Here is a 20317-nt window from a genome sequence, read left to right as displayed (position 1 = left end):
CCCCCCCCCCCCCCCCCCCCCCCCCCCCCCCCCCCCCCCCCCCGACTCTACGAAGCGCAGGCGACACACCCGGTAGCGCCGGGCCATGCCCGGCGGGGTTTTACGACCAGTCGAACGTAAACAGGACCGTGCGGCTGTGCGGTTCGTAGAACATCACGATGGCATCGGCGCCGGCCGCGACCCAGTTGCTGGCCGGCACGCTGGCCACATGGAAGAAGGCCTGGCCGTCGCGGGTCAGTTGCAGGCCATCGTCGGCCAGCTGGCTGCTGTCATTGCGGAGACGCAGGCTGCCACGCTGCCGGTAGCCGGCCAGATCCTGCAGCTGGAACGCCGCAGGCAGCGGGGCATAGTCGGACCAGTTGCCGAACCAGATCGGGCCGCCCAGCTGCTGCAGCCATGCCTGCTCGTCCAGCTCGCCGTCACCGTAGCGCGAGCAGCTGGCCAGGCGCCCGTGCTGCTGGAAATACGCACGCGCCTTGGCATGGCTCTCGCGCATTTCCACGATATGGGCGCGGGCCTCGTCGCCGTCCACGGCTTCACCCAGGAAATATTCCTGCGTGCCGAGGAAGCGCATGCGGTTGTCTGCGGTCAGCTCGAAGGCGATCCAGTTGATGCCGGTGAACGCGTTATGGTGCGCGGTGGTGTCGTCACCGATGCAGCCTTCATACGGCTCGATCGGGCACAGCATCGTCGCCACCTGGCCCGCCAGTTCGGGGCGCAGCACGCCCAGGTCGATGTTCAGCAGCGGCAGCAGGTGCTGGCCGAGCCACGCCTGGTCGGCGGGGAAGACATCGGCGGGGAAGGGCTCCATGCCGGGCAGCAGGTCGCGCAGTTCGGTGGGGTCGAGCATGTCAGTCCCTTGGGTCGGATCGGCAATGCCGGCCCGCGGCCGGCCCCGCCATGCAGGCTTACGACCAGTCGTACGAGAACAGCACCGTGCGGCTTACCGGTTCGTACAGCATGACGATCGCATCGGCGCCGGTGGCGCACCAGTTGTAGCCGGCCACGTCGGCGACGGCGAAGAACTTGTTGCCATCACGCGTGATGATCACCGTTTCGGCATCGTCCGCAGCGTTGGGGTCATCGGCAGCTTCGGTGAAACCCAGCTCGAATGCCGCGGGAATCTCCGCGGTCTCGGTCCAGTTGCCGAAACCTATCTGACCACCCAGCGTATCCAGGTAATCGCGCTCGCTGGGCTCGCCCTTGCCGAAGCGCGAGTAGCAGGCCAGGCGGCCATGCGCGGCGTGGTAGTCGCGCGCCTTGGCATGGCTCTCGCGCATCTGCGCGATGTGCTCCTGCGCATGCTTGTCATTGCCCGGGTCGCCGATGAAATAGCCCTCGTTGCCGAGGAAGCGCATCTGGTTGTCCGCGCTCAGTTCGAAGGCGATCCAGTTGGTGCCGGTGAAGTCGTTGTGGTGCGCTTCGGTGGTCTCGCCGATGCAGCCGTCATACGGCTCGATCGGGCACAGCATCGTCGCCACCTGGCCCGCCAGCTCCGGGCGTAGCACGCCCAGGTCGATGTTCAGCAGCGGCAGCAGGTGCTGGCCGAGCCACGCCTGGTCGGCGGGGAAGACATCGGCGGGGAAGGGGACCATGCCGGGCAGCAGGTCGCGCAGTTCGGTGTGGTGGATCATTTCAGTCCTTTGAACATGGCGGGTAGAGTCGAGCTTGCTCGACTGATCCGGCAAACAGCAGTCGAGCAAGCTCGACTCTACGAATCGCAGGGTCGGGAATGCCGGCCAGCGGCCGGCACTACCTTCAGGTGGAAGCGTTGCGGATCGCGTCCGGCAGCGGCGCGCTCTTGCCGGTCTGCGTATCCATCCACACCACCACCACGTTGCCGTCCGAATACAGCCTGGTGTCGTCCTGCTGGTCGACGATGCGGTGGCCGATGGTCACGCTGCTGTTGCCCAGGCGCTCGACGAACAGCTCGACCAGGATGTCGTTGGGCCACACGATCGGCAGGCGGTAGTTGACGTTGGTCGCGGCCACCACCGGTGCGATGCGGTCGGTCATCGACACGCCTTCCACGCCCAGCATCCAGCGCACGCGCGCTTCTTCCAGGTAGGAAATGTACTTGGCGTTGTTGACGTGGCCCATGCTGTCCATGTCACGCCAGCGCACGCTGATCGGGATGCGGGCCAGGATCTTGTGTTCGCTGCTCATCAGGCGTCCTTCTTCTTCGTCGTGCTTTTGCTGGCCTTGCCGGTGCTCTTGGCGGCCACGGCCTTCTTCGCCACCTTGGCCGGCTTTTCAGGCTTCACCTTGCGCGGCGGGCGGGCGTCGGGCTTGTTGGCCACGGCGGCCGGCTGCTCCGGGCGCGCGCTGGTCGAGGGCAGCATGCGGGCCAGGAACTGGCCGGTGTACGACTGCGGGCAGGCCGCCACGTCTTCCGGCGTGCCGGTCACCAGGATGGTGCCACCGCGGTGGCCGCCTTCCGGGCCGAGATCGACGATCCAGTCGGCGGTCTTGATGACATCCAGGTTGTGCTCGATCACCACCACCGTGTTGCCTTCGTCGCGCAGCTTGTGCAGCACGCCCAGCAGCGCTTCGATGTCGTGGAAGTGCAGGCCGGTGGTCGGCTCGTCGAGGATGTACAGGGTGCGGCCGGTATCGCGGCGCGACAGTTCCTTGGACAGCTTCACGCGCTGCGCTTCACCACCGGATAGCGTGGTCGCGCTCTGGCCCAGCTTGATGTAGCTCAGGCCCACGTCCACCAGCGTTTCCAGCTTGCGGGCGATCGACGGCACCGGCTCGAACAGCCTCAGCGCATCTTCGACGGTCATTTCCAGCACGTCGTTGATGTTGTAGCCCTTGTACAGGATCTCCAGCGTCTCGCGGTTGTAGCGCTTGCCGTGGCAGACGTCGCAGGGCACGTACACGTCCGGCAGGAAGTGCATCTCCACCTTGATCAGGCCATCGCCCTGGCAGGCCTCGCAGCGGCCACCGCGCACGTTGAAGCTGAAACGGCCCGGCGAATAGCCGCGCGCACGCGCTTCGGGCACCTGCGCGAACAGCTCGCGCAGCGGGGTGAACAGGCCGGTGTAGGTGGCCGGGTTCGAACGCGGGGTGCGGCCGATCGGCGACTGGTCGATGTCCACCACCTTGTCGAACAGGTCCAGGCCATCGATCTCCTTGTACGGGGCGATCGGGTGCGAGGAACCGTTGATCTCGTTGGCGGCCAGCGAGAACAGGGTGTCGTTGATCAGGGTCGACTTGCCCGAGCCGGACACGCCGGTCACGCAGGTCAGCAGGCCCGACGGAATCGCCAGGTCCACGCCCTTCAGGTTGTTGCCGCTGGCACCGCGCAGGTGCAGGGTCATCTTCGGGTTCGGCTTGTGCCGGCGCGCCGGGATCTCGATCGCGCGCTTGCCCGACAGGTACTGGCCGGTCAGCGAACGCGGTGCATCCAGGATGTCCTGCAGGGTGCCCTGGCCGACGATCTCGCCGCCATGCACGCCCGCGCCCGGGCCGATGTCCAGCACGTAGTCGGCCAGGCGGATCGCATCCTCGTCATGCTCGACCACGATGACCGTGTTGCCGAGATCGCGCAGGCGGGTGAGGGTGCCCAGCAGGCGTTCGTTGTCGCGCTGGTGCAGGCCGATGGACGGCTCGTCGAGCACGTACATCACGCCGACCAGGCCGGCGCCGATCTGGCTGGCCAGGCGGATGCGCTGCGCTTCGCCACCGGACAGGGTGTCGGCCTTGCGCTCCAGGGTCAGGTAATCCAGGCCGACGTCGACCAGGAAGCCCAGGCGTTCGCCGATCTCCTTGACGATCTTCGAGGCGATCTCACCGCGCCAGCCCGGCAGGCTCAGCTCGCTGAAGAACTTCAGTGCTTCGTCGATCGGCAGCACCACCAGGTCCGGCAGCGGGCGGTCGGCCACGAACACGTTGCGCGCGGCCTTGTTCAGGCGCGCGCCCTTGCACTCGGGGCAGGCGTGTTCGCTGATGTACTTGCCCAGTTCTTCCTGCACCGCCGCCGATTCGGTTTCCTTGTAGCGGCGTTCCAGGTTGGGAATGATGCCTTCGAAGCGGTGCTTGCGCTGGGTGCGGCCACCGGCCTCGGTGAAGTAGGTGAAGGTGATCGCATCATCGCCGCTGCCGTACAGCACGGCCTGCTGCACGTTGTCCGGCAGCGAGTTCCACGACGCATCGACGTCGAACTTGTAGTGCTTGGCCAGCGAGGCGATCAGCTGGAAGTAATAGGCGTTGCGACGGTCCCAGCCGCGTACCGCACCGGCGGCCAGCGACAGTTCCGGGTGCACCACCACGCGCGCCGGGTCGAAGAACTCGGCCATGCCCAGGCCATCGCAGCCGGGGCAGGCGCCCATCGGCGCGTTGAAGGAGAACAGGCGCGGCTCCAGCTCGGGCAGCGAGTAATCGCAGACCGGGCAGGAGTACTTGGAGGAGAACAGGGTCGGCGCGGTCCCGGCGTTGTCCAGGCTCTGCACCGAGGCCATGCCGTCGCCCAGCTTGAGCGCCGTCTCGAAGCTCTCGGCCAGGCGCTGCTTGATGTCCTCGCGCGGGCGGAAACGGTCGATCACCGCTTCGATGGTGTGCTTCTGGCGCAGCGCCAGCGGCGGCACCGCGTCGATTTCATACAGCTCGCCATCAACACGCACGCGCACGAAGCCCTGTGCACGCAGCTGGTCGAAGACCTGCGCGTGCTCGCCCTTGCGGTCGCGGATGACCGGGGCCAGCAGCATGTAGCGCTGTTCCGGGTCCAGGGTCAGCACCTGGTCGACCATCTGGCTGACCGTCTGCGCTTCCAGCGGGTAGCCGTGGTCCGGGCAGCGCGGAGTGCCGACGCGCGCGTACAGCAGGCGCAGGTAGTCGTAGATCTCGGTGATGGTGCCGACGGTCGAACGCGGGTTGTGCGAGGTCGACTTCTGCTCGATCGAGATGGCCGGGGACAGGCCCTCGATGTGGTCCAGGTCCGGCTTTTCCATCACGCTCAGGAACTGCCGTGCATAGGCCGACAGCGACTCGACGTAGCGGCGCTGGCCTTCTGCATAGATGGTGTCGAACGCCAGCGAGGACTTGCCCGAGCCGGACAGGCCGGTGATCACGATCAGCTTGTCGCGGGGCAGGTCGAGGTCGATGTTCTTGAGGTTGTGCGTCCGCGCGCCGCGGATGCGGATGAAATCCATCGCCATGGGGGATCCGGTTATGGGGGGGCGTTGGCTGGGTGCCGGGCCAGCGGGGGGACGGGCAATCGGTCAGCCTACCGAGGTGACCAGATGGGGGCAATGGGCGACAATGCCAGTCCGGTGTCTCACCTTGTGAGACAAGGCTTTATGAAGGGGTCAGATACCATTTAACGCCGTGAAAAGGGATCTGACCCCGTTCCGGTAGACCCCGCCCAGGGGTTGACTTGACCGGCGCCCATTGATCTGCGTACAATCCCGCTCCTGTCCGCCCTCGATGGCGGCAGTCCATAGACCACAATAACTACAGAGGAAGTCTGGTCATGTACGCAGTACTGGTCACCGGCGGTAAGCAATACCGCGTGGCGCAGGGCGAAAAGCTCCGCATTGAAAAGCTCGAAGTCGAAGTCGGCAGCGAGATCAAGTTCGACAACATCCTGCTGCTCGGCGACAGCGATGGCATCAAGATCGGCGACGCCCTGAGCGGCGCAGCGGTCACCGCCACCGTCCTGTCCCAGGGTCGTGCTGACAAGGTCCGGATCATCAAGTTCCGTCGCCGCAAGCACCACATGAAGCGTCAGGGTCACCGTCAGTACTACACCGAAATCGAGATCACCGGCATTGCCGGTGGCAGCAAGTAAGGAGATAGGTCATGGCACATAAAAAAGGCGTAGGCTCTTCGCGCAACGGTCGCGACTCCAACCCGAAGTACCTGGGCGTCAAGATCTTCGGTGGCCAGGCCATTGAAGCCGGCAACATCATCGTGCGTCAGCGCGGCACCCAGTTCCACCCGGGTTCGGGCGTTGGCCTCGGCCGCGACCACACCCTGTTCGCCCTCGTGGACGGCAAGGTGGAGTTCTCGGTGAAGGGCGCCAAGAAGCGTCGCACCGTCAGCGTCGTGTCGGTCGAAGCCTGATAAGGCTGGGCTGGCGGCCATGCCCCGGCATGGCCCTGCTGGTCGAATCGCACGCTGCATGAAGAGCCCCGCTTCGGCGGGGCTTTTCGTTGGAATCAGTGGTACAACGGGCACGGCCCGACATTCAAGCAAGGCGGCGGCACGCAGGCCGCGCCCATCGCAGGCATCGAAACAATGAAACTGGTAGACGAAGCAGAAATCGAAGTGTTCGCCGGCAACGGCGGCAACGGCTGCATTGGCTTCCGTCGCGAGAAGTTCATTCCGCTCGGCGGCCCGGACGGCGGCGACGGCGGTGCGGGCGGCAGCGTGTACATCCGCGCCGACGAAAACCTGAACACCCTGGTCGACTTCCGCCATGACCGCATCTTCAAGGCGCAGCGCGGCGAGAACGGCATGGGCCGTCAGGCCTATGGCAAGGGCGGCGAAGACCTGACCATCACCGTGCCGGTCGGCACCGTGATCATCAATGTGGCCACCGACGAAATCATCGGCGACCTGACCCAGCACGGCGACCGCCTGCTGGTGGCGCAGGGTGGCCGTGGCGGCCTCGGCAACATGCATTTCAAGAGCTCGACCAACCGCTCGCCGCGCCAGGCGCTGCCGGGCGAGCCGGGCGAAGAGCGCACGCTGAAGCTGGAGCTGAAGCTGCTGGCCGACGTCGGCCTGCTGGGCTTCCCCAACGCCGGCAAGAGCACCCTGATCCGCGCCGTCTCGGCAGCGACGCCGAAGGTGGCTGATTACCCGTTCACCACGCTGTACCCGAACCTGGGTGTGGTGAAGGTGGAGAACTACCGCAGCTTCGTCATCGCCGACATTCCGGGCCTGATCGAAGGCGCGGCCGACGGTGCCGGCCTGGGCGCGCAGTTCCTGCGCCACCTGCAGCGCACCCGCCTGCTGCTGCACCTGGTGGATATCTCCCCCATGGAAGGCGGCGTGGAAGGCATTTCCCCGGTCGAGCAGGTGCGTGCCATCGAGCGCGAGCTGGAAAAGCACGATCCGGAGCTGCTGCAGAAGCCGCGCTGGCTGGTGCTGAACAAGGCCGACCTGATGTTCGAGGACGAGGCCAAGGCCTCGGCCGAACAGATCGTCGCCGAGCTGGGCTGGAAGGAGCCGTGGTTCCTGGTCTCGGCGCTGGGCCGCGAAGGTACCTTCCCGATCATGAGCCGGGTCATGGCGTTCTTCGATCGCCAGAAGGAAGACGAACTGGAAGCCCGCAACGCGCTGTGATGGCGTTGTGGTTCCGCACGAAAAACCCGGCTACGGCCGGGTTTTTTGTTGTGGTAGTGCCGGCCGCGGGCCGGCAACCCTGGCGGGGGTAGAGTCGACTGTCAGTCGACTGCCTTTGGCGGAAATCGCAAAACCCCGCGCTGCGCGCGTTGGTCGACTAACAGTCGACTCTACCCGGTCGGTTCGACCCAGTCGGTTCGACCCAGCCGGTTCGACCCAGCCGGTTCGACCCAGCCGGTTCGACCCGGCCGGTTCGCCCCGGCCGAATCACGGGCAACAAAAAACCCGGCCGAGGCCGGGCTTTTGTCTGCTACCCAGCCCCGAAGGGCAGGGCGGCAACGCCGGATCAGGCGGCCTTGAGGGCCTTGATGCGGTCGTTCAGGCGGCTCTTATGACGAGCAGCCTTGTTCTTGTGGATCAGGCCACGCGCGCTGAAACGATCCAGGATCGGCTGGGCAACGGCGAAGGCGGCTTCGGCGCCGGCGGCATCGTTGGCGTCCAGCGCCTTGATCACTTTCTTGACAGCGGTGCGCAGCATCGAGCGCTGAGCCACGTTGCGCGCGTTGCGCACGACGGTCTGCTTGGCGCGCTTCTTGGCGGACTTGATATTGGCCACGGTGGTGGTTTCCTGAAAAAATCGGTGTTATGGGAACAGCAAGCTAGCTAGTATGATGGCGTAAGAAATGCACGTCAAGTCGATTGTCAAGAGGGACGCTGAGTGAGTTCACCCAAGTTGTTGCGGGGCCTGCTGTCGTTCAGCAGCATGACCATGGTCTCGCGCGTTCTCGGACTTGTCCGGGACTTCGTGGTGACCACCACGTTCGGCACCAACGCCATCACTGATGCTTTCTGGGTCGCCTTCAGGGTACCCAATTTCCTGCGCCGTTTGTTCGCCGAAGGCTCATTCGCGACCGCTTTCGTGCCGGTGTTCACGGAAGTGAAAGAGACCCGCAGCCATGCGGAGCTGCGCGAACTGATGGCGCGCACGGCCGGCACCCTCGGCGGCATCCTGATGCTGGTGACCGCCGTGGCGCTGATTTTCGCACCGCAGCTGGCCTCGGTGTTCTCAAGCGGTGTTGATACCGATCCGGTCAAGCAGGGCCTGCTGGTGGACCTGTTCCGCCTGACCTTCCCGTTCCTGCTGTTCGTCTCGCTCACCGCCCTGGCGGGTGGCGCGCTCAACAGCTTCCAGCGCTTCGCCATGCCGGCGCTGACCCCGGTCATCCTCAACCTGTGCATGATCGCCGGCGCGCTGTGGCTGGCGCCGCGGCTGGGCGGCACACCGGAAAAGCAGATCCTGGCGCTGGGCTGGGCGGTGCTTGCCGCCGGCATCTTGCAGCTGCTGTTCCAGCTGCCCTCGCTGAAGGGTATCAACCTGCTGACCCTGCCGCGCTGGGGCTGGACCCACCCGGGCGTGCGCAAGGTGATGACCCTGATGGTACCGACCCTGTTCGGCTCGTCGGTGGCGCAGATCAACCTGCTGCTGGATACCGTCATCGCCGCCAAGCTGACCGACGGCTCGCAGTCCTGGCTGTCGCTGGCCGATCGTTTCCTTGAGCTGCCGCTGGGCGTGTTCGGCGTGGCCCTGGGCACGGTGATCCTGCCGGCGCTGGCCCGCCACCACGTCAGCACCGACCGCGAGGGCTTCTCGCGCTCGCTGGACTGGGGCCTGCGGATGACCCTGCTGATCTCGGTGCCGGCCATGCTGGGCCTGCTGTTCCTGGCCGAGCCGCTGATCGCCACCATCTTCCAGCACGGCCAGTTCAGCGCCTTCGACACCCGCATGACCGCGCTGTCGGTGTACGGCCTGAGCTTCGGCCTGCCAGCGTTCGCCCTGCTGAAAGTCGTGCTGCCGGCCTTCTACGCCCGCCAGGACACCCGGACCCCGGTGCGTGCCGGCGTCGCCGCGCTGGTGGCCAACATGGTGTTCAACTTCGCCCTGCTGGCCGTGCTGTACCAGGTGATGGTGCCCGACGAGCTGAAGGCGCAGGGCGTGATGACCGCCATCGGCAAGCAGCCGGGCCTGCACCTGGCGCTGGGCATCGCCAGTGCGCTGTCCAGCTACCTGAACCTGGGCCTGCTCTGGTACTGGCTGGGCAAGACCGATGTCTACCAGCGCCGGCCCGGCTGGGGCGGTTACCTGGTACGCCTGCTGGTGGCCTGCGTGGCCATGGTCGGCGTGCTGCTGGCCCTGCTGCACTGGCTGCCTGCCTTCTCGGCCATGGGCGTGTGGGAGCGGATCGGCGCCCTGGCGCTGCTGGTCGGCGGCGGTGGCGCGACCTACGGCGTGGCCATGCTGGCGATGGGCTTCCGCCCCCGCGACCTGCGCGGGCATTGATCGGGGCCCACGGCGGCTATACTTCAGGGTTACACCATTGAAGCGGCGGCCCCGGGTGGGCCGGAACGAGAGTTGATGAGCAGGCTGTTCAGAAGCGTCGAGGGCGGGGAGCTGTTCCCCAACGGAAGCGTGGTCTGTATCGGTGCATTCGACGGCCTCCATCTGGGGCATCGTGCGCTGGTCCGCCACGCGGTCGCCCGCGCGCGCGCCTTGGGCGTGGCCGCGGTGGCCGTGGCATTCGAGCCGCTGCCGCGTGAATTCTTTGCCCAGGGCACGCCGCCGCCGCGGCTGACCCTGGCCCGCGGCAAGGTCGAGATCCTGCGCGAACTGGGCGTGGATGCGATCGGCCTGCTGCGCTTCGACGCGGCGATGGCGGCCATGCCGGCCGAGGATTTCGTCCGCACGCTGCTGGCCCAGCGCCTGGGCGCGCGCGAAGTGTGGATCGGCCCGGAGTTCTGCTTCGGCAACCGCCGTCGCGGCGATCTGGCCCTGCTGCAGGCGATGGGTGGCGAGCTCGGCTTCACTGCCGGTGAGATCGAAGCGGTCGACCTGCACGGCGATCGCATCTCCAGTACCCGCATCCGCCAGCTGCTGCAGGCCGGCGATTTCACCCATGCCAACGATCTGCTCGGTCGCCCCTACGCGATCAGCGGGCGGGTGGTGCGTGGGCGCCAGCTGGGCCGCACGCTGGGCTTCCCCACCGCCAACCTGCGCTTCCCGAAGACGCCGGCGCTGTCGGGCATCTACGCTACCTGGGTGCACGGCGTGTTCGACCAGCCGTGGCCGTCGGTGTCCAGCTTCGGTACCCGGCCGACGGTGGAAGGCGTGGAGCCGCTGCTGGAAGCCCACCTGTTCGATTTCCAGGGCGACCTGTACGGTCGACACATCGAAGTGGAATTCGTCGCCAAGCTGCGCGACGAAGAGAAATTCAATGATCTGGCGGCACTGACCGACCAGATGCACCGCGACGCCGACCAGGCGCGCGCCATCCTTTCCGAACATAGATTGCGAGCCACTGCGTGAGCCAGGACTACAAGACCACCCTGAACCTGCCAGCCACCGAATTCCCGATGCGCGGCGACCTGCCCAAGCGCGAGCCGGGCATTCTGGCGCGGTGGGAAGAGCAGGGGCTCTACCAGCAGCTGCGTGACAACGCCGCCGGCCGCCCGCTGTTCGTGCTGCATGACGGCCCGCCGTACGCCAACGGCCGCATCCACCTGGGCCACGCGGTCAACAAGATCCTCAAGGACATCATCGTCAAGTCGCGCTACCTGGCCGGCTTCGATGCGCCTTACGTGCCGGGCTGGGATTGCCACGGCCTGCCGATCGAGATCGCGGTGGAAAAGAAGTGGGGCAAGGTCGGCACCAAGCTCGACGCCGTCGAATTCCGGCAGAAGTGCCGTGAGTTCGCCGAAGAGCAGATCAACATCCAGCGCGCCGATTTCAAGCGCCTGGGCGTGACCGGCGACTGGGACAACCCGTACAAGACCCTGAGCTTCGATTTCGAGGCCAACGAGATCCGTGCGCTGGCCAAGGTCGTGGCCAACGGCCACCTGGTGCGTGGCGCCAAGCCGGTCTACTGGTGCTTCGACTGCGGCTCGGCGCTGGCCGAGGCGGAAATCGAATACCAGGAAAAGGAATCGCCGGCGATCGACGTGGCCTACGCCGCGCGCGATGCGCAGGCCGTGGCCCAGGCCTTCGGCGTGAGCCTGCCGGGCGACGTCGAAGTGGCCGTGCCGATCTGGACCACCACCCCGTGGACGCTGCCGGCCTCGCTGGCGGTGTCGCTGGGCGCGGAGATCCGCTACGTGCTGGCCGAAGGCCCGGCGCACAACGGCAAGCGCCGCTGGCTGGTGCTGGCCGCGGCCCTGGCCGAGCGCGCCCTGCAGCGCTATGGCGTCGAAAACGTGGTGCTGCACGGTGAAACCACCGGCGCGGCGCTGGAAAACCAGCTGCTGGCGCACCCGTTCTACCCGGAGCGCGAGATCCTGGTGCTCAACGGCGAACACGTGTCCGACGAGGACGGTACCGGTGCGGTGCACACCGCCCCCGGCCACGGCCAGGAAGACTACGTGGTCAGCCAGAAGTACGGCCTGCTGGACAAGTACAACGCCGGCCAGATCACCCCGGTCGACGGCCGTGGCGTGTACCTGGAATCGACCCCGCCGGCCGGTGACGTGGTGCTGGCAGGCCAGCACCTGTGGAAGGCGCAGGAGGCCATCGTCGGCGTGCTGCGCGACAACGGCGCGCTGCTGGCCTTCCACCCGATCCGCCACAGCTACCCGCACTGCTGGCGCCACAAGACGCCGGTGGTGTTCCGCGCCACCCCGCAGTGGTTCATCTCGATGGACAAGGCCAACCTGCGCAACGATGCGCTGGCCGCCATCGATACCGTCGGCTGGTTCCCGAGCTGGGGCAAGGCGCGCATCCAGAGCATGGTCGACGGTCGCCCGGACTGGACCATCTCGCGCCAGCGCACCTGGGGCGTGCCGATCGCACTGTTCACCCATCGCCAGACCGGCGAGATCCACCCGCGCACGGTGGAGCTGATGCAGCAGGTCGCCGACCGCGTCGAAGCCGAGGGCATCGACGTGTGGTACTCGCTGGATGCCGCAGAACTGCTGGGCGCCGAAGCGGCCGACTACGAGAAGGTCACCGACATCCTCGACGTCTGGTTCGATTCGGGCGTCACCCATGAAGGCGTGCTGGCCGCGCGTGGCTTCGGTAAGCCGGCCGACCTGTACCTGGAAGGTTCGGACCAGCATCGCGGCTGGTTCCAGTCCTCGCTGCTGACCGGCGTGGCCATCGACCAGCGTGCCCCGTACAAGCAGTGCCTCACCCACGGTTTCACCGTGGACGAGCACGGCCGCAAGATGTCCAAGTCGCTGGGCAACGGCATCGAGCCGCAGGACATCATGAACAAGCTGGGCGCGGACATCCTGCGCCTGTGGATCGCCTCGGCCGACTACAGCAACGAGATGTCGCTGTCGCAGGAAATCCTCAAGCGCAACGCCGATGCCTACCGCCGCCTGCGCAACACCGCGCGCTTCCTGCTGGGCAACCTGGATGGCTTCGATCCGGCCCAGCACCTGCGCCCGCTGAACGAGATGGTCGCGCTGGACCGCTGGATCGTGCATCGCGCCTGGGAATTGCAGGAGAAGATCAAGGCCGCGTTCGACAACTACAACATGGCCGAGATCGTCCAGCTGCTGCTGAACTTCTGCAGCGTGGACCTGGGCTCGCTGTACCTGGACGTGACCAAGGACCGCCTGTACACGATGCCGACCGATTCGCACGGCCGTCGTTCGGCACAGAGCGCGATGTACCACATCGCCGAAGCGTTCACCCGCTGGATCGCGCCGATCCTGACCTTCACCGCCGACGAGCTGTGGGGCTACCTGCCGGGCGAGCGTGCGGAGCACGTGCTGTTCACCACCTGGTACGACGGCCTGGCGCCGCTGCCGGCCGATGCCCAGCTCAACGCCGCTGATTTCGACCAGCTGCTGGCCGTGCGCGAGCAGGTGGCCAAGGTGCTCGAGCCGATGCGCGCCAACGGTGCGATCGGTGCCGCGCTGGAAGCGGAAATCACCATCGCCGCCAGCGAAGAGCAGGCCGCGAAGTGGCAGCCGCTGGCCGATGAACTGCGTTTCCTGTTCATCAGCGGCGACGTGCAGGTGCGCCCGGCGACCACCGACGAAGTGTTCGTCAGTGCCCAGCCGACCCAGAAGAGCAAGTGCGTGCGCTGCTGGCACCACCGCGCCGACGTCGGCAGCAATGCCGATCACCCGGAACTGTGCGGCCGCTGCGCGGGCAACATCACCGGTGCCGGTGAAGTGCGGAGCTGGTTCTGATGGCCGCGCCCCGTCCGCATCCGAACGCCCTGGTCTGGCTGCTGCTGTCGGCCGCCATCATCGGCCTGGACCAGTGGTCCAAGGCCTGGGTGCTGTCGAGCCTGCCGGAGTTCCAGCCGGTGGTGGTCATCGACGGCTTCTGGAACTGGTACCGCACCTACAACACCGGTGCGGCGTTCAGTTTCCTGAGCGACGCCGGCGGCTGGCAGAAGCACTTCTTCACCGTGCTGGCCATCGCCATCAGCGGCCTGATGGCGTGGTGGCTGCGCAGCACCGCCCGCGGCAACTGGAAGGCGGCCGTGCCGTACGCGCTGATCATCGGTGGTGCCATCGGCAACGTGATCGACCGCCAGGTGCACGGTCACGTGGTCGATTTCATCCAGTGGTATATCGGTGACCACGTCTGGCCGGCGTTCAACGTGGCCGACTCGGCCATCGTGGTCGGTGCCGTGGGCATCGCCCTGTTTGGCCTGTTCGACGGCAAGTCCGCCAAAAAGGCGGATAATGCCACCCCGAAACCGTAAGCCGGCCGCTGCCGGGAGACTGAACTGATGGATGTGCTGCTCGCCAACCCGCGTGGTTTCTGTGCCGGTGTCGATCGTGCGATCGAGATCGTCAAGCGCGCGATCGAAACGCTGGGCGCGCCCATCTACGTCCGCCATGAAGTGGTGCACAACCGCTTCGTGGTCGACGACCTGAAGCAGCGCGGCGCGATCTTCGTCGAAGAACTCGATGAAGTGCCGGACAACAACACGGTCATCTTCAGCGCGCACGGCGTCTCCCAGGCCGTGCGCCAGGAAGCCGACCGTCGTGGCCTGAAAGTGTTCGACGCCACCTGTCCGCTGGTGACCAAGGTTCACTTCGAAGTGGCCCGCCACTGCCGTGCCGGCCGTGATGTGGTGCTGATCGGCCACGCCGGTCACCCGGAAGTGGAAGGCACCATGGGCCAGTGGAACCGCGAAGCCGGTACCGGCCAGATCTACCTGGTCGAGGACGTGGAGCAGGTCGCCACGCTGGAGATCAACCAGCCGACGAACTTCGCCTACACCACCCAGACCACGCTGTCGGTGGACGACACGCGCGGCATCATCGAGGCACTGCGCGAACGGTTCCCGGAGATGCAGGGCCCGAAGAACGACGACATCTGCTACGCCACGCAGAACCGCCAGGACGCCGTGCGCGATCTGGCCAAGCGCTGCGACCTGGTGCTGGTGGTGGGTTCGCCGAACAGCTCCAATTCCAACCGCCTGAGTGAGCTGGCCCGCCGCGAAGGCGTGGAGAGCTACCTGATCGACGGCGCGCACGAGATCGACCCGCGCTGGGTGGAAGGCAAGCAGCACATCGGCGTGACCGCCGGTGCCTCGGCACCGCAGGTGCTGGTGGATGGCGTGCTGGCCCGCCTGGCCGAACTGGGCGCCGACGGCGTGGGCGAGCTGGATGGCGAGCCGGAATCGATGGTGTTCGCGCTGCCGAAGGAACTGCGGCTGCGGTTGGTGGATTGACTGCGGAAGTTGGTTCGCCGGGCATGGCCCGGCGCTACCGGGTGCATGTCATCCACGCATGGCGTGGATCTACTGCATCCGGCCCGCACATCACTCTGGTGGCACACCAGTAGATCCACGCCATGCGTGGATGGGCTCTCACCGATGAACCTCGGCCATTACGGGAAAATCTGTACCTGGCAGCATGAGGGCTACTACGATGCGGGACATCCTCGCTGATTTCGTGAGAGCGCCGGTGAAGTCATTGCTGATCCTGTCTGCGCTCATTCCCCTCGCAGCGGTTGCGGCGACATCTTCTTCTCAAGCATGGAGTCCCGCCGCAAGCGCTTCGCAGCTGGCAGCGCTGGATTACATCGAGAGGCTGGAGGTGGCGCGAAGCGCCGGGCCGCAGGCCGCCGCTGATGCGTTGGGTATCGAGAACGGCTCCGGCGCGGACGCTGCGTCGGTCTCTGGGATCGCCCGGAATTTCGGTGGTATTGAACTTGCTGCCGAGCTTTCACAACAATCAGGCCAGACCGTGATCGTCGTGAAAGCATCGGGCGGGTGTGTCGAGCGGGAGATTGCGAGGGCGAAACTGGCACTCGGCAGGATCGTATGGGCTCCGCTGGCCGATTCCCCTGCGCCGGTTATGGGTTATGCGCACTTCCAGGGAGGCTCGGCGTCGACGGTATTTTTCGATGCAACCGGCTCGAGGTGTTTGACCGGTGTCCGGATCGAAGATCCGGCGAGATTGAAGGCGGCCATCGAGACGGCTGGGAAGGAAGAGGCGTCGAATCAGCTTCCGTGATGGAGGTGCCTCAACAGTCCTCTCGACCATGACCTTCGGCCATGGGGCTGGGCACGCCACAGGCCTAGCATCAAAGGTTCTACCGTAGCTGGAACCCGCCTGATGAAGACCCGTGCCCTGGTGATGTCCGTGCTGTTCGCGCTGGCTACCATGCCTGCGCTGGCGCAGACCTCGCCGCCGGGCGATGCCGCGGCCCCCGGCCTGCTGCGCATCGATGTGGATGCACGTGACCTTGCCCGTCGCATCTTCAAAGTGACCGCCACCGTGCCGGTCAAGCCCGGTCCGGTCACCCTGCTGTACCCGCAGTGGATCCCCGGCAACCATTCGCCCACCGGCCCGATCGACAAGCTGGCCGGCCTGCGCGTGACCGCCAACGGCAAGCCGCTGGCCTGGCAGCGCGACCAGTTCAACGTTTATGCGTTCAAGGTGGACGTACCCGAGGGCGTCAGCGAGATCGTCGCCCACTTCGATTTCCTCTCCTCGCAGGGCGGCAGCCAGGGCCGGGTGGTGATGACCCCGGAAATGCTCAACCTGCAGTGGAACGCCAACTCGCTGTATCCCGCCGGTGTCGATGCGCGCAACCTGCAGGCGCAGGCCAGCGTGACCCTGCCCAAGGGCTGGGGCTATGCCACTGCGCTGGAAACCGTGCGCCGCGACGGCGACACCGTGGTGTTCAAGCCGATCTCCTATGACCACCTGGTCGATTCGCCGCTGTTTGCCGGCGAGCACCACCAGCGCATCGATCTCGACCCCGGCGCGAAGGTGCCGGTGCACCTGAACGTGTTCGCCGACGACGCCAAGTCGCTGAAGCCGACCGACGCGCAGATCAAGCTGCATCGCGCATTGGTGCAGCAGGCCGACAAGCTGTACGGCGCGCGCCACTACGACCACTACGAATTCCTGCTGGCCCTGACCGACCGCCTCGGCGGCATCGGCCTGGAACACCATCGTTCCAGCGAAAACAGCGCCGAGCCGGGCTACTTCACCGACTGGGACAAGAGCGCGTGGATGCGCGACCTGCTGCCGCACGAGTACACCCACTCCTGGAACGGCAAATACCGCCGCGGCGCGGACCTGGCCACCGCCAACTTCAACGTGCCGATGGGCGACAGCCTGCTGTGGGTGTACGAGGGCCAGACCCAGTTCTGGGGCCAGGTGCTGGCCGCGCGTTCGGGCCTGTGGTCGAACGAGCAGACCCGCGACATGCTGGCCAACGTGGCGGCGACCTATGACCGTGGCCGCCCGGGCCTCGCCTGGCGCGCGCTGCAGGACACCACCAACGACCCGACCATCGCCCAGCGCCGCGGACTGGCCTACCGCAACTACCAGATGAGCGAGGACTACTACTCGGGCGGGCAGATGCTGTGGCTGGAAGTGGAAGGCAAGCTGCGCGCGCTGAGCGGCAACCGCCGCGGCCTGGATGATTTCGCGCGTGCGTTCTTCGGCGTCGGTAATGGCGACTGGAACGTCAAGCCGTACACCTTCGAGGATGTGGTGGCGACCCTCAATGGCATCGCACCGTATGACTGGGCCAGCTTCCTGCGCCAGCGCCTGGACGGGCACGGTTCGCTGACCGGTGGCCTGGAACTGGCCGGCTGGAAGCTGGCCTACCGCGATACGCCGAACGAGGCCTACAAGGCGCAGGAAAAGCGCGCCAAGGCCGCGCTGCTGGCGTACTCGCTGGGTGCCACCGTGCTCGACACGGGCGTGGTTGGTGATGTGATCTGGGACAGCCCGGCCTTCAACGCAGGCCTGGCACCGGGCATGAAGGTGATTGCCGTGGGTGGCCGCGAGTACAGCAGCGAGCGCCTGAAGGACGCCGTCTCGGCCGCGGCCAAGGACAAGGCGCCGATCGTGCTGCTGGTCAAGCAGTTCGATCGCATCGACACGATGAACATCGATTACCACGGTGGCCTGCAGTACCCGGTGCTGGAACGCATCGCGGGCAAGCCGGACCGCCTTGCCGAGCTGTGGAAGGCGCGATGATGCATTTGCGCCGCGATGGCCTGATCCTGCTGGCAGCGATCCTGGCCATCGTTGGCGCCTTCCTGCACGGCGATGGCCGCTGGCTGCACTGGCTGGCCAAGCCGGCCACCACGCTGCTGATCGCGGCCATCGCCTGGCGGGCGCGGCCGGCGGCTTCGCCGTCGTACCGTCGCGCGGTGCTGGCCGGCATGCTGCTGTCCTGCGTGGGCGACATCGCGCTGATGCTGCCGGTGGATGCGTTCGTTCCGGGGCTGGTGGCATTCCTGCTGGCCCACGTCTGCTACATCGTCGCCTTCCGTGCTGGCCTGCGTGCGGGCGCTGGGTTGTGGGGTGCGTTGGTGCTGCTGGGCGCGTTCGCCACGCTCAACGTGCTGGGCCTGTCGCCGCACCTGCCGGCGCCGATGCGCATTCCGGTGCTGGCCTACGTGGTGGTGCTGGCCTCGATGGCGGTGTTGGCGCTGGCACGTGCGTGGACGCGGCGACCGCTGGTTGCGCCTGAAGCGTGCAGCGCACGCTGGGCAGCCGTGGGTGCCGTGTTCTTCGTCGCCAGCGATTCACTGCTGGCCTGGGATCGTTTTGCAGGTGGCCTGCCGCTGGCCAGCCTGCTGGTGCTGTCCACGTATTACGCCGCGCAGTACGCCATTGCCCGCTCGGTGGGCAGACGATCTTTGTAGAGTCGAGCCATGCTCGACTGCTGTAGGCCGAAGCAGCCGAGCATGGCTCGGCTCTACAAGAGCGGCGCAGCCGAGCATGGCTCGGCTCTACAAGAGCGACAGCAGTCGAGCAAGCTCGACTCTACAGCGCGGTTATTCGACGTCGGAGGCGCTTTCGCAGGTGCGCTCTGGCGCGCACAGGCGATCCAGCAGCGCCAGGGTGACGCCGTTGCTCCAGCCGAAGCCATCCTGCAGCGGGTATTCGCCGCCACCGCCGCCGCTGGCCGAGCCATCCACTACGTACTTCTCCACCAGCTTGCCGTCGCGGTCGTAGACCGATTGCACCGTGCGCAGGAAGCGCACGCCCAGCGTCCGCGCCAGCGCCTGCTGGCCGTAGTGCTGCAGCCCGTCCACGGCCACCCACTGCAGCGGCGCCCAGCCGTTCGGCGCATCCCATTGCTGTCCGGTGTCGCGCTGGGTGGTCAGCAGGCCACCGGAGCGCAGCAGGCCGGCTTCCACGGCATCGGCGGTGCGTCGCGCCTGGGCAGTGTCGGCAATCTTCAGCCACAGCGGGAACAGCGTCGCGGCGGTCAGGGCAGGGCGTTGCTGGCCGCTGTCCAGGTCGCGGTCGACGTAGTACCCCTGGCGCGCATCCCACAGCTGCGTGTTGATGGCCGCGCGGCGTGAGGCGGCCAGCTGCTGGAAACGGCGCGCATCGTCACGCGCACCGGATGCCGTGCTCGCGCGCGCCAGCGTCTGTTCCAGCTGGAACAGCAGGCTGTTCAGATCCACCGGCACGATGGACGTGGTGCGGATGCTGGACAGCTGCGCCGGGTCATCCAGCCAGCGCGAGCTGAAATCCCAGCCGGATTCGGCACCGGCCCGCAGATCGCGGTAGACCTGCGAGGGCGCGCGTTGTGATGCCTGCGCCGCCGTGGCCAGATCATCCGTCCACGATTCGGTCCGCGGCACCGCGCGCGCATCCCAGTAGCGGTTGAGCAGCTGACCGTCGGCCAATCGCACTACGCGTTCGCGCGCCTGGCCCGGTGCAAGGCCTTCCGCGCCGTGCATCCAGAACGCGTGTTCGATGCGCAGCTGCGGCAGGTAGCGCCGGTACGCGTCGTCACCTTCGTGGCTGGCCAGCAGCTCCACCATCAGGCTGAAGAACGGCGGCTGCGAACGGCTGAGGTAGTAGCTGCGGTTGCCGTTCGGGATGTGGCCGTACTGGTCCAGCTGCCAGGCGAAGTTGTCGACCATGTCGCGCACCTGCTGCCAGCGTTGGCTGGACGCCAGGCCGAGCAGGGTGAAGTAGCTGTCCCAGTAATAGACCTCGCGGAAGCGACCGCCGGGCACCACGTAGGGATGCGGCAACGGCAGCAGCGAGCCGTGCGGATCGACGCTGGCGGTGTGCCGTTGCAGGACCGGCCACAGGCCTTCGATGTGCGCGCGCAGCGTCTCTCCGGAAGGTGGCACGTAGGCGGCTGCATCGCCGGGTACGTCGAAGCGGGTCGCGACGAAATCGCGCAGCGTGTAGCCGGGTTGTCGCTGTGCGGTCTGCCAGTCGGCCAGAACGGCCGCAGCTGGTTGGCGTGGCACGGCGTCGGCGAAGGTCTTCTGGTCGGCAAACAGGTGCGCGCGTTGTACCTGCTGGAACAGCGGGGCCAGTTGCTGGTCGGGAGGCGCAGTGGCGTGGGCGGGTTCTTCGGCGGCTGCAGCGGCCATGCTGAGCAGCAGTGCCAGCGACGCACCGGCCTGGAACATCGAGGGACGCATGGCGTGCCTCCAGAAGGGTGTGTGGCCACTGTAGGTGAGGGCGCGTGAAAGCGGTTTGCGGGCTGCTTTGCAATGCGTAGAGTCGGGGGGGGGGGGGGGGGGGGGGGGGGGGGGGGGGGGGGGGCGGGGGGGGG

Annotated in this window: 17 protein-coding genes; 11 read left to right on the top strand and 6 right to left on the bottom strand. The window is 66.6% G+C overall.

What is annotated here, in order from left to right; translation table 11 throughout:
• Positions 1-100 precede the first annotated feature (100 nt).
• From IAE56_RS15540 to uvrA, 4 genes are all read right to left on the bottom strand, one after another.
• A complete protein-coding gene (locus tag IAE56_RS15540; protein WP_200753144.1) occupies positions 101-850 on the bottom strand; it encodes an enolase in 750 nt (249 codons plus the stop codon).
• Between the two features lie 58 nt (positions 851-908).
• Positions 909-1634 (bottom strand): enolase, encoded by a 726-nt coding sequence (locus tag IAE56_RS15535; RefSeq protein WP_200753143.1) that lies wholly within the window; start codon positions 1632-1634, stop codon positions 909-911.
• Between the two features lie 124 nt (positions 1635-1758).
• Complete coding sequence (locus IAE56_RS15530) at positions 1759-2166, bottom strand: thioesterase family protein (protein ID WP_108768177.1); 408 nt, start codon at positions 2164-2166, stop codon at positions 1759-1761.
• The gene (uvrA, locus tag IAE56_RS15525) at positions 2166-5159 is read right to left on the bottom strand and encodes an excinuclease ABC subunit UvrA (protein WP_200753142.1); all 2994 of its coding nucleotides are present in this window, start codon (positions 5157-5159) and stop codon (positions 2166-2168) included. The genes IAE56_RS15530 and uvrA overlap by 1 nt, the downstream gene beginning before the upstream one ends.
• A gap of 314 nt (positions 5160-5473) precedes the next feature.
• On the opposite strand from uvrA, the gene rplU reads away from it, so the two are divergent.
• The 3 genes from rplU to obgE all read left to right on the top strand — a co-directional run bounded on the left by rplU (position 5474) and on the right by obgE (position 7293).
• Positions 5474-5791 (top strand): 50S ribosomal protein L21, encoded by a 318-nt coding sequence (gene rplU, locus IAE56_RS15520; protein WP_004148331.1) that lies wholly within the window; start codon positions 5474-5476, stop codon positions 5789-5791.
• 11 nt (positions 5792-5802) lie between these two features.
• Entirely contained in the window at positions 5803-6066 is a 264-nt protein-coding gene (gene rpmA / locus IAE56_RS15515) for a 50S ribosomal protein L27 (RefSeq protein WP_004148333.1), read from the top strand.
• 174 nt (positions 6067-6240) lie between these two features.
• Positions 6241-7293, top strand: coding sequence for an Obg family GTPase CgtA (gene obgE, locus IAE56_RS15510; protein ID WP_200753141.1), 1053 nt, complete (start codon positions 6241-6243; stop codon positions 7291-7293).
• Between the two features lie 346 nt (positions 7294-7639).
• On the opposite strand, the gene rpsT is transcribed toward obgE, so the two are convergent.
• Positions 7640-7909 (bottom strand): 30S ribosomal protein S20, encoded by a 270-nt coding sequence (gene rpsT, locus IAE56_RS15505; RefSeq protein WP_005408560.1) that lies wholly within the window; start codon positions 7907-7909, stop codon positions 7640-7642.
• 117 nt (positions 7910-8026) lie between these two features.
• On the opposite strand from rpsT, the gene murJ reads away from it, so the two are divergent.
• From murJ to IAE56_RS15465, 8 genes are all read left to right on the top strand, one after another.
• Positions 8027-9631, top strand: coding sequence for a murein biosynthesis integral membrane protein MurJ (murJ, locus tag IAE56_RS15500; RefSeq protein WP_200753145.1), 1605 nt, complete (start codon positions 8027-8029; stop codon positions 9629-9631).
• Positions 9632-9706: 75 nt separating this feature from the next.
• Positions 9707-10654 (top strand): bifunctional riboflavin kinase/FAD synthetase, encoded by a 948-nt coding sequence (locus IAE56_RS15495; protein WP_108768181.1) that lies wholly within the window; start codon positions 9707-9709, stop codon positions 10652-10654.
• Positions 10651-13482, top strand: coding sequence for an isoleucine--tRNA ligase (gene ileS / locus IAE56_RS15490; protein ID WP_200753140.1), 2832 nt, complete (start codon positions 10651-10653; stop codon positions 13480-13482). The genes IAE56_RS15495 and ileS overlap by 4 nt, the downstream gene beginning before the upstream one ends.
• A complete protein-coding gene (lspA, locus tag IAE56_RS15485; protein WP_200753139.1) occupies positions 13482-14006 on the top strand; it encodes a signal peptidase II in 525 nt (174 codons plus the stop codon). Before ileS ends, lspA begins: the two co-directional genes overlap by 1 nt.
• A gap of 27 nt (positions 14007-14033) precedes the next feature.
• Entirely contained in the window at positions 14034-14984 is a 951-nt protein-coding gene (ispH, locus tag IAE56_RS15480) for a 4-hydroxy-3-methylbut-2-enyl diphosphate reductase (RefSeq protein WP_200753138.1), read from the top strand.
• A gap of 199 nt (positions 14985-15183) precedes the next feature.
• Positions 15184-15771: a hypothetical protein gene (locus IAE56_RS15475; protein WP_200753137.1), complete on the top strand. Its 588-nt coding sequence runs from the start codon at positions 15184-15186 to the stop codon at positions 15769-15771.
• 102 nt (positions 15772-15873) lie between these two features.
• Positions 15874-17757 (top strand): M61 family metallopeptidase, encoded by a 1884-nt coding sequence (locus IAE56_RS15470; protein WP_200753136.1) that lies wholly within the window; start codon positions 15874-15876, stop codon positions 17755-17757.
• Positions 17754-18431 (top strand): lysoplasmalogenase, encoded by a 678-nt coding sequence (locus IAE56_RS15465; protein ID WP_200753135.1) that lies wholly within the window; start codon positions 17754-17756, stop codon positions 18429-18431. Before IAE56_RS15470 ends, IAE56_RS15465 begins: the two co-directional genes overlap by 4 nt.
• Positions 18432-18563: 132 nt before the next feature.
• Here IAE56_RS15465 and treA read toward each other — a convergent pair whose 3' ends face one another.
• Positions 18564-20183 carry an alpha,alpha-trehalase TreA gene (gene treA, locus IAE56_RS15460; protein WP_200753134.1) on the bottom strand — a complete coding sequence of 540 codons (1620 nt, stop codon included), beginning with the start codon at positions 20181-20183 and terminating at the stop codon, positions 18564-18566.
• Between the last annotated feature and the right edge of the window lie 134 nt (positions 20184-20317).

The sequence above is a fragment of the Stenotrophomonas sp. S41 genome, assembly GCF_016624625.1.
In the GTDB taxonomy this organism is placed as follows: Bacteria; Pseudomonadota; Gammaproteobacteria; order Xanthomonadales; family Xanthomonadaceae; genus Stenotrophomonas.
This window is presented reverse-complemented; position numbering and strand designations above follow the sequence as displayed.